Raw genomic sequence first — 8381 nt, forward strand, 5'->3', positions numbered from 1 at the left:
TCATCTCAGGCAAAGGTGATGGGAGGGGATCAGAAATCTTCAGGGGCCAGCAGCGCCAGCCCGCGCTTGCGGGCGGCGGCGGCCTGGGCCGCGTCAAAGGTGGCCAGCGGCAGGCGCAGCGACTGGGCCAGCCACAGGTAGGCCGCGTCATAGACCGGCAGGCGGGTGTCCAGCGCCACGTCGAGCACGGCCTTGTGCTGGGCGGGTGCCAGCTCGTGCAGTTCCACGCGGTGGCGGATGGCCTCGAGCACGCCCCACAGGCCCTCGACCGAGCTGTGCGGAATGCGGCCGCCGTGCACGCCCGAGGCGATCAGGTTGCCGCATTCCCACTGCCAGAGGTTGGGCGCCTGCGGGTCCACTTCATGGCGGCGGATGCGGGTATACAGGCGCTGGGTGTGCACGCTGGCGGCATCGGGCAGCAGCCAGGCGGCGGTGACGGAGGCATCGAGCACGAAGGAGGTCATGCCTGGCTCCGGCCTGCGTGGCGCAGTCGGGTGGTGGAGTCCGGCGCCTGTGCCGACTGGGCCGGCTGGGCTGGCCGCACCGTGGCCTGCAGCGCCTGCATCTGCTCCAGCTCGCGGGCGATCTGCTCGTCGGTGATCACGGGGCGGCGGCGCACCGGCAGCATGCGCACCACTTCCTTGCCGTGGCGGGTGATGCGCACTTCCTCGCCCTGCTCGACAAGTTCGATCAGGGCGGAGAAACGGGTCTTGGCTTCGTAGATGCCGACAGATTGCATGGCGGGGCTGAAAACAAAAGCAGGCCTGGTGTCCGGCCTTGCCCGAATTCTATCATTCTGGCCAGAATTTCCAAAAATTCAGACCAGAACCATGCGGATATTCGCGGGCCTTGCCTCGGGGGGCTGTCGGTGAACGCCACTCAGCGCTGTTCGCGCACGAAGCCGACAAACCGCGCCAGCGCGGGCGACATGGCTCCGGCCGGCCAGGCCAGGCTGGTCTCGCAGACCGGCAGGGCAACGGGTTTGCTGCCTGCACGGGCGCTGGCGACAACCGCCTCGCGGTAGACCACGCCAGGCCTGCAGAACTGCATCACGCTGGCGGGCACCCAGGCCAGGCCGATGCCGCCCCAGACCAGGTTCACGATGGTCTGCATCTGTATCGCCTGCTGCGCGATGCGCGGCGCATGTCCGTGCCGTCGGTACAGATCCGTCACCGCGTCATGGAGCGAGGGCATGATGCGGCGCGGAAAGATCACCAGCGGCTGCTCCAGCACTTCGTCGAGCATCAGCCGGTCCGCACCGGCAAGCGCATGCTGCTGCGGCAGGGCCAGCACCATGGCTTCCCGCCCCACGGCCAGGCGCTCCAGGCCGGCCGGCGCATGCCCGGGGGCATGCAGCATCAGCCCGGCATCGATCTGCCCGCGCTCGAATGCCTCCATCTGCACATCGCTGGTGGCCTCGACCAGCTCCAGCGCCACACCGGGCGTGCCTGCCACGAAGTCCCGCACCCACAGCGGCAGCCGGGTGAAGCCGATGGTGGAGACAAAGGCCAGCCGCACGCGCCCCACTTCTCCCGCTGCCGCAGCCCGCGCAATCCCGGGCAGCGCTGCCGCCTGCGCCAAAAGCTCACGCACCTGCGGCACAAGCGCCTCGCCGGCGGGCGTCAGCGCGACGTGGCGGCTCGAGCGCTCGAACAGCGCCACGTCCAGGCTGCGCTCCAGCTGGGCGATGGCCTGGGTGAGCGGCGGCTGCGTCATGTGCAGGCGCGATGCGGCGCGGCCGAAGTGCAGCTCGTCCGCCACGGCCAGGAATTGCCGCCAGACGCGCAGATCAATGGGGGGCTCATTCATATGTGCAGCATATCAATCATGCCGATGAATAGGATTGGATCAGATGAATCAGTCGGCCCATACTCATCCAACCCCCACAACGAGAGACATGCCATGACCCCGCCGAACCAGATCAACCGCCGAAGCGCCCACATCACCGAAGGCAAGGCGCGCGCCGCCAACCGCTCCATGTTCTACGGCATGGGCTACAAGGAAGAGGATTTCAAGAAGCCCATGGTCGGCGTGGCCAACGGCCACAGCACGATCACGCCGTGCAACTCCGGCCTGCAAAGGCTGGCGGACGCGGCCATCGCAGGCATCGAGGAAGCCGGCGGCAACGCGCAGGTGTTCGGCACGCCGACCATCTCGGACGGCATGTCCATGGGCACGGAAGGCATGAAGTACTCGCTGGTCAGCCGCGAGGTGATCGCCGACTGCATAGAGACCTGCGTGGGCGGCCAGTGGATGGATGGCGTGCTGGTGGTCGGCGGCTGCGACAAGAACATGCCGGGCGGCATGATGGGCATGCTGCGCGCCAATGTGCCGGCCATCTATGTCTACGGCGGCACCATCCTGCCCGGCAGGTGGAAAGGCCGGGACCTGAACATCGTCAGCGTGTTCGAGGCCGTCGGCGAGAACGCCGCGGGAAAGATCAGCGACCAGGAGCTCAAGGACATCGAGCAGCACGCCATTCCCGGCACGGGCTCGTGCGGCGGCATGTACACCGCCAACACCATGTCCAGCGCGTTCGAGGCGCTGGGCATGAGCCTGCCCTACTCCTCCACCATGGCCAATCCCCATGATGAAAAGGAGAACTCGGCCAAGGAATCCGCCAGGGTGCTGATCGAGGCCATCAAGATGGACCTCAAGCCGCGCGATATCGTGACGCGCAAGTCCATCGAGAACGCGGTCTCGGTGATCATGGCGACCGGAGGCTCCACCAATGCCGTGCTGCACTTTCTCGCGATCGCCCATGCGGCCGGCGTGCCCTGGTCCATCGACGACTTCGAGCGCATCCGCCAGCGGGTGCCGGTGCTGTGCGATCTCAAGCCCAGCGGCAGATACCTGGCGGTGGACCTGCACCAGGCGGGCGGCATCCCGCAGGTGATGAAGATCCTGCTGAATGCGGGCCTGCTGCACGGCGACTGCATCACCATCTCGGGCCAGACCATCGCCGAGACCCTGGCCGGCGTGCCTGACGAACCACCCAACCCGCAGGTCATCCGCCCCCTCTCGGATGCGCTCTATCCGCAGGGCCACCTGGCCATCCTCAATGGCAACCTGAGCCCGGAAGGCGCGGTGGCCAAGATCACGGGCCTGAAGAACCCGGTCATCACCGGCCCGGCACGCGTGTTCGACGATGAGCAATCGGCACTGGCGGCCATCCTCGACGGCAGGATACAGGCCGGCGACGTGATGGTGCTGCGCTACCTGGGCCCCAAGGGCGGCCCCGGCATGCCGGAAATGCTGGCCCCCACGGGCGCCCTGATCGGCGCCGGCCTGGGCGAGAGCGTGGGCCTGATCACCGATGGCCGCTTCTCCGGCGGCACCTGGGGCATGGTGGTCGGCCACGTGGCGCCGGAAGCGGCCGTGGGCGGCACCATCGCGCTGGTGCACGAGGGCGACTCGATCACCATCGACGCGCACGCATTGCAACTGCAGCTGAACGTGCCCGAAAACGTGCTCGCCCAGCGCCGCGCGGCATGGAAGGCCCCCGCGCCCCGCTACACGCGGGGCGTGCAGGCCAAGTTCGCGTTCAACGCATCGAGCGCCAGCTCGGGCGCGGTGCTGGACAACTTCGCCATTTGAGCGTCGTCATCTGAGCTTCGCCATCTGAGCTTCGTGAGCGCACGAAAAAAAGAGGCCCGGGCAGCGGCTGCCCGGACCTCTTTTCCATCCCGCGCCAAGGCGCTGGACCTGGGTCAGTCGGCGCGGTAGTTGGGCGCTTCCTTGGTGATCTGCACGTCATGCACGTGCGATTCACGGATGCCTGCGGCGGTGATCTCCACGAACTCGGCCGTGTTGTTCATCTCTTCGATGGTGGCGCAGCCGCAGTAGCCCATGGCAGCGCGCACGCCGCCGGCCATCTGGTAGACGATGGAGACCATGGAGCCCTTGTAGGGCACGCGGCCTTCGATGCCTTCGGGCACGAGCTTGTCGGCGTTGGGATTGCCGGTGCTCGATTCCTGGAAGTAGCGGTCGGCCGAGCCCTGCTGCATGGCGCCGATGGAGCCCATGCCGCGATAGCTCTTGTACGAACGGCCCTGGTACAGGATGACTTCGCCCGGAGCCTCTTCGGTGCCGGCGAACATGCCGCCCATCATGATGGTCGAGGCGCCAGCGGCCAGGGCCTTGGCGATGTCGCCCGAGAAGCGGATGCCGCCGTCGGCGATCAGCGGCACGCCCGTGCCTTGCAGGGCCTGGGCCACGCTGTCGATGGCCATGATCTGGGGCACGCCCACACCGGCGACGATGCGCGTGGTGCAGATGGAGCCGGGGCCGATGCCGACCTTGACGGCGTCGGCGCCTGCCTCGGCCAGTGCCAGCGCAGCGGCGCCGGTGGCGATGTTGCCGCCGATGACGTCCACCTGCGGGTAGTTCTGCTTGACCCAGCGCACGCGGTCGATCACGCCCTTGCTGTGGCCGTGGGCCGTGTCCACCACCAGTGCATCGACGCCGGCCTTGACCAGCAGTTCCACGCGCTGCTCGGTACCCTCGCCCACGCCCACGGCGGCGGCCACGCGCAGGCGGCCTGCGCTGTCACGCGCTGCGTTGGGGAAGGTGGTCTGCTTGGTGATGTCCTTGACGGTGATCAGGCCCTTGAGTTCAAAGGCGTCGTTCACGACCAGGATGCGTTCGAGCTTGTGCTTGTTGAGCAGGGCCTTGGCTTCCACGGGCGTGGTGCCGTCCTTCTCGTTGACGGTGATCAGGCGCTCGCGCGGCGTCATGATCTGGCTGACCTTGACGTCGTAGCGGGTCTCGAAGCGCAGGTCGCGGCTGGTGACGATGCCCACCACCTTGCCGCCGTCGCAGACGGGAAAGCCCGAGATGCCGAGATTCTCGGACAGCTGCAGCACCTGCAGCACGGTGTGCTCGGGGGTGATGACCACGGGGTCGTGCACCACGCCGGATTCGTGGCGCTTGACCTTGGACACTTCGGCGGCCTGCTGCTCGGCCGTCATGTTCTTGTGGATGACGCCGATACCGCCCTCTTGCGCGATGGCAATGGCCAGACGCGCCTCGGTCACGGTGTCCATGGCGGCGGACACAAGGGGAATGTTCAGGGAGATGTTGCGCGAAAAGCGCGTCTTGAGCGAAGTGTCCTTGGGCAGGACCTGGGAGAAAGCGGGGACCAGAAGGACGTCGTCGAAGGTCAGGGCTTTACCGAGAAGGCGCATGTGAGAGCTCCAAAAGAAGGATTGTACCCGTGCGCCGGATCACAATGTATGCTGTAGGCCATTCGGCCCGATCCCCAACTCACCATGCACGCCATCAAGCTTGTTTTGCTAGTCACGCTTGCCGCCTGTTCGCTGCCCGCAGCCGCCCAGTGGCAATGGGTCGACGCCACAGGCCGCAAGGTCTTCAGCGACCGCGCACCGCCTCCTGACATTCCCGCCAAGAACATCCTGCGCCAGCCTGGCGGCAGCACACCGCCGCCTGCCGCCGCGCCCTCCGCCGCTGCGGCAGCTGCGGATGCAGGCACGGCGCCTGCGGCGGACGCCGCGGCACCGGCAGCACCTGCCGCAGCCGCCAAGGACACCAAGCCCGCAGGCACCGACAAGGCCCTGGAAGAACAAAAGCGCAAGGCCGAAGCCCAGGAGGCCGCCAAGGCCAAGGCGGAAAAGGAACGGATTGCCAAGCAGCGCCAGGACAACTGCGCACGCGCCAAGCAGTCCAAGACCGCGCTGTCTTCGGGCCGCCTGCTGGGCTACACGAATGAGCAGGGCGAGCGCGGCTTCATGGACGACGCCACGCGCGATGCGGAACTCAAGCGCGCCGACGCCATCATCGCCTCCGATTGCGGCGCAATGCGCTGATCGCCGAATCCGGGCCGGCTCAGTAGCCGGCCTTGGCTCCAGGCCTCTGGCGCTGGAACAGCCCCGTGGCCCGAGCGCCCTGGCGTGCGAAACGCTCGCGGCGCGCCACCTTGGGGTCCACGGTCAAGGGCCGGTACAGCTCCACTCGGTCACCGTCGCGCAGGGCTTGCGTCAAAGGCGCGCTGCGGCCCCACAGGCCTGCCGGCCCGGCCTGCGCAAAGCCCAGCGCCTGCCAGCCGCCCGCCGCCGCCACCGCATCGGCAATCGTGCCACCGGCCGGCAATTGCAGAAACAGCTCGACGACTTCGCCGGCGCGCGCACTGCAGGCCAGCGTGATGCGCACAGCGGGCTGGGGCTCAGCCATAGACCTGCTCGGCACGCTTGATGAAGGCATCGACCATGGAGCCTGCAATGCGGTCGAACACCGGGCCGACCACGGCGGCCAGGGCCATGTTGTCGAAACCGTAGTCCAGTTGCAGTTCGACACGGCAGGCGCGCTGCGATCCGTCGCCCACGGGGCGGAACATCCAGTTGCCCTCCAGCCGCGAGAACGGCCCCTTGATCAGGCGGATGCTGACCTGGCGCCCGCCATCGTCGAGCACGCTGTGCGTGTTGCGCGTGACGAAGGACTTGCGCATGCCGCCGAATGCAATGCCCACCTCGGCCGTCATGCCCTGCTCGTCCTGCTCCAGCACCCTGGCCTGATCGCACCAGGGAAGGAAGTCGGCATAGTGGGCCACGTCCGTCACCAGGGCAAACATTTCTTGGGGGCTGTACCAGATCAGGACGGACTTGTTGACTTTTTTCATGAATGGGGCGGGCTGCACGGCATGCAAAACACCGGCAGCGCCGCCATGGCACAGCCGGCTGTCACAATGACGGCAAGGCGAAACTAAAATCCCGCACGGCGGGAAGACGGCAATCCAGTATTGTAGGGAGACCTTTCATCTCCAGGTTTTCGCCGCATCTATTACTCCATGGCCAAGAAACCTGAAACACAGTCGCGCATCGCCGACAACAAAAAAGCCGCATTCAACTACTTCTTCGAGGAACGCTTCGAGGCCGGCATCGTGCTGCACGGCTGGGAAGTGAAGGCACTGCGCAGCGGCAAGGTGCAGTTGACGGACGGCTACGTCATCGTCAAGGACGGCGAGCTGTTCCTGCTCGGCTGCCAGATCAACCCGCTCAAGACCGCCTCCACCCACGTCAACCCCGACGCGGCGCGCATCAAGAAACTGCTGCTCAAGAAGGACGACATCCTGCGCCTGATCGGCAAGGTGGAGCAAAAGGGCTTCACCCTGGTGCCCATCAACCTTCACTGGAAGAACGGCTATGTCAAATGCGACATTGCCCTGGCCAAGGGCAAGGCCGAGCACGACAAGCGCGACGTGATCAAGGACCGCGAAGGCAAGCGCGAGGTCGAGCGCGCCATGAAGAGCTTCAACCGTTGACGGGCATCCGCAGCTTTTTTTGCACTGCTGCGGAATAAACCGGCACGGCCCAGTGTTCATTGCAGTGTCCGGCCGCAATTTCGCGCGCCGGCAAGCACCGGAGACAGCGATGAAGAAGCTCGGCATGAAACTTGGTACCTGTGCCTTCACGGCAGCCCTGACATTGGCCCTGGCAGGCTGCTATTCCGCGCCTGCGGCCAACGCCTCTGGCCAGACGCCGCCCAGTGCGGTCAGCGTGCAAAACGGCATTCTGGTCGGCGCCAACGGCATGACGCTCTATACCTTCGACAAGGACACGGCCGGCAGTGGCAAGTCCGTCTGCAATGGCCCCTGCGCGACCAACTGGCCGCCCCTGATGGGCAAGCAGGCGCCCTCTGGCGGCAACTACAGCGTGATCCAGCGCGACGATGGCAGCAGCCAGATCGCCTACAAGGGCAAGCCCCTGTACTACTGGGTGAAGGACGGCAAGGCCGGCGATACCACGGGCGACGGCGTCATGGGCGTCTGGCATACCGCACGCCCCTGAGTCCGGCCCCCTGCGCGATCGGACCTGCCCATGGACCGCAGCCAGATCCTGGAGCACCTGCCCGGCCTGCGCCGCTACGCGCGGCTGCTGGCAGGCGATGCCTGGGCAGCCGACGACCTGGTGCAGGACACGCTGGAACGCGCCTGCCGCAAATGGCTGCTGTGGCGCTCCGATGGCGATCTGCGCGCCTGGCTGTTCACCCTGATGCACAACCTCTACCTGAACCAGCGGCGCTCTGCCGCACGAGGGCAGTGGCTGGACATCGACAGCCTGTCCGAGTCCCTGGCAGCGCCCGAGGACAGCAGCGACGCTGCCCTGGACCTGGAGCGCTGCCTGCAGCGCCTGCCCGCCGAGCAGCGGGCCGTGCTGCTGCTGGTCAGCGTGGAGGACATGAGCTATGCCGACACGGCGCGCGTGCTGCAGCTGCCCCTGGGCACCGTGATGTCGCGCCTGTCGCGCGCACGCTCCCGGTTGCGCGAGCTGATGGAGGCACCGCCCGCAGCTTCGCCCGCCCAGACTGCTGCACCCCAAGCCGCAGCCCCGTCGCTGCGCCGGCTCAAATGACGAGGCCGCCATGAC

At 66.8% G+C, this 8381-nt stretch carries 11 protein-coding genes; 5 read left to right on the forward strand and 6 right to left on the reverse strand.

Annotated features, from left to right (window positions below; genetic code table 11):
- Positions 1–29: 29 nt before the first annotated feature.
- The 3 genes from GRX31_RS18215 to GRX31_RS18225 all read right to left on the reverse strand — a co-directional run bounded on the left by GRX31_RS18215 (position 30) and on the right by GRX31_RS18225 (position 1809).
- Entirely contained in the window at positions 30–464 is a 435-nt protein-coding gene (locus tag GRX31_RS18215; RefSeq protein WP_012204856.1) for a type II toxin-antitoxin system VapC family toxin, read from the reverse strand.
- On the reverse strand, positions 461–739 hold the full coding sequence (locus GRX31_RS18220) for a type II toxin-antitoxin system Phd/YefM family antitoxin (RefSeq protein WP_012204855.1): 279 nt from the start codon (positions 737–739) through the stop codon (positions 461–463). The genes GRX31_RS18215 and GRX31_RS18220 overlap by 4 nt, the downstream gene beginning before the upstream one ends.
- Positions 740–879: 140 nt before the next feature.
- Positions 880–1809 carry a LysR family transcriptional regulator gene (locus GRX31_RS18225; RefSeq protein ID WP_160854125.1) on the reverse strand — a complete coding sequence of 310 codons (930 nt, stop codon included), beginning with the start codon at positions 1807–1809 and terminating at the stop codon, positions 880–882.
- Positions 1810–1902: 93 nt separating this feature from the next.
- Here GRX31_RS18225 and ilvD point away from each other — a divergent pair, with 93 nt between their 5' ends.
- On the forward strand, positions 1903–3597 hold the full coding sequence (gene ilvD, locus GRX31_RS18230) for a dihydroxy-acid dehydratase (protein ID WP_160854127.1): 1695 nt from the start codon (positions 1903–1905) through the stop codon (positions 3595–3597).
- 113 nt (positions 3598–3710) lie between these two features.
- On the opposite strand, the gene guaB is transcribed toward ilvD, so the two are convergent.
- Positions 3711–5186: an IMP dehydrogenase gene (gene guaB, locus GRX31_RS18235; protein WP_013803023.1), complete on the reverse strand. Its 1476-nt coding sequence runs from the start codon at positions 5184–5186 to the stop codon at positions 3711–3713.
- An 84-nt stretch (positions 5187–5270) separates the two neighbouring features.
- On the opposite strand from guaB, the gene GRX31_RS18240 reads away from it, so the two are divergent.
- Positions 5271–5825, forward strand: a complete 555-nt coding sequence (locus GRX31_RS18240; RefSeq protein WP_034364364.1) for a DUF4124 domain-containing protein — start codon at positions 5271–5273, stop codon at positions 5823–5825.
- Between the two features lie 19 nt (positions 5826–5844).
- On the opposite strand, the gene GRX31_RS18245 is transcribed toward GRX31_RS18240, so the two are convergent.
- Together GRX31_RS18245 and GRX31_RS18250 are read right to left on the reverse strand one after the other, a co-directional pair.
- A complete protein-coding gene (locus tag GRX31_RS18245; RefSeq protein WP_046985833.1) occupies positions 5845–6189 on the reverse strand; it encodes an RnfH family protein in 345 nt (114 codons plus the stop codon).
- Complete coding sequence (locus GRX31_RS18250; protein WP_016448869.1) at positions 6182–6634, reverse strand: type II toxin-antitoxin system RatA family toxin; 453 nt, start codon at positions 6632–6634, stop codon at positions 6182–6184. Before GRX31_RS18250 ends, GRX31_RS18245 begins: the two co-directional genes overlap by 8 nt.
- A gap of 168 nt (positions 6635–6802) precedes the next feature.
- On the opposite strand from GRX31_RS18250, the gene smpB reads away from it, so the two are divergent.
- From smpB to GRX31_RS18265, 3 genes are all read left to right on the forward strand, one after another.
- Positions 6803–7276, forward strand: a complete 474-nt coding sequence (gene smpB / locus GRX31_RS18255) for an SsrA-binding protein SmpB (RefSeq protein ID WP_016448870.1) — start codon at positions 6803–6805, stop codon at positions 7274–7276.
- Between the two features lie 109 nt (positions 7277–7385).
- On the forward strand, positions 7386–7802 hold the full coding sequence (locus GRX31_RS18260) for a hypothetical protein (RefSeq protein ID WP_016448871.1): 417 nt from the start codon (positions 7386–7388) through the stop codon (positions 7800–7802).
- A 30-nt stretch (positions 7803–7832) separates the two neighbouring features.
- Entirely contained in the window at positions 7833–8366 is a 534-nt protein-coding gene (locus GRX31_RS18265; RefSeq protein ID WP_016448872.1) for an RNA polymerase sigma factor, read from the forward strand.
- Positions 8367–8381: the final 15 nt, after the last annotated feature.

The organism is Delftia sp. CH05 (genome assembly GCF_009827015.1).
Taxonomy (GTDB): domain Bacteria; phylum Pseudomonadota; class Gammaproteobacteria; order Burkholderiales; family Burkholderiaceae_C; genus Comamonas; species Comamonas tsuruhatensis.